This window comes from Vibrio marinisediminis (genome assembly GCF_014050145.1).
Taxonomy (GTDB): Bacteria; Pseudomonadota; Gammaproteobacteria; order Enterobacterales; family Vibrionaceae; genus Vibrio; species Vibrio marinisediminis.
This window is the reverse complement of the sequence record NZ_JACFYF010000239.1, coordinates 1-274: the sequence shown is the minus strand read 5'-3', so window position 1 is coordinate 274 and position 274 is coordinate 1. Positions and strand designations below refer to the sequence as shown.

Sequence of the window (274 nt, the reverse complement as noted above, 5' to 3'; positions counted from 1 at the left end):
CCAGGCGATCCGGGCCTCCACCTCCTGGAGTTGGCGATGTGCAATTTGGTCCACCTCGGCACAGGGGCGGTTCGGCGTTTCCGACAGCGCCATAAGCTCGCGGATCGCGTCGAGCGTGAAGCCAAGTTTGCGCGCACAACGGATGAGGCGAGCCGGTTGATATCCGCCTCGCCATAGCGCCACTGTCCACCTTGGGTCCGCCTAAAGATCGGAAGAGCACACGTCTGAATTTCTGTCAGACCGGTGCTCTTCCGATCTTTAGGGAAAGAGTGTA

1 protein-coding gene is annotated in these 274 nt (G+C 59.9%); it reads right to left on the bottom strand.

What is annotated here, in order from left to right; genetic code table 11:
- Positions 1 to 183 (bottom strand): MerR family DNA-binding protein (locus H2O73_RS23975; RefSeq protein WP_497997520.1); only part of this gene is annotated, 183 nt, incomplete at its 3' end.
- Between the last annotated feature and the right edge of the window lie 91 nt (positions 184 to 274).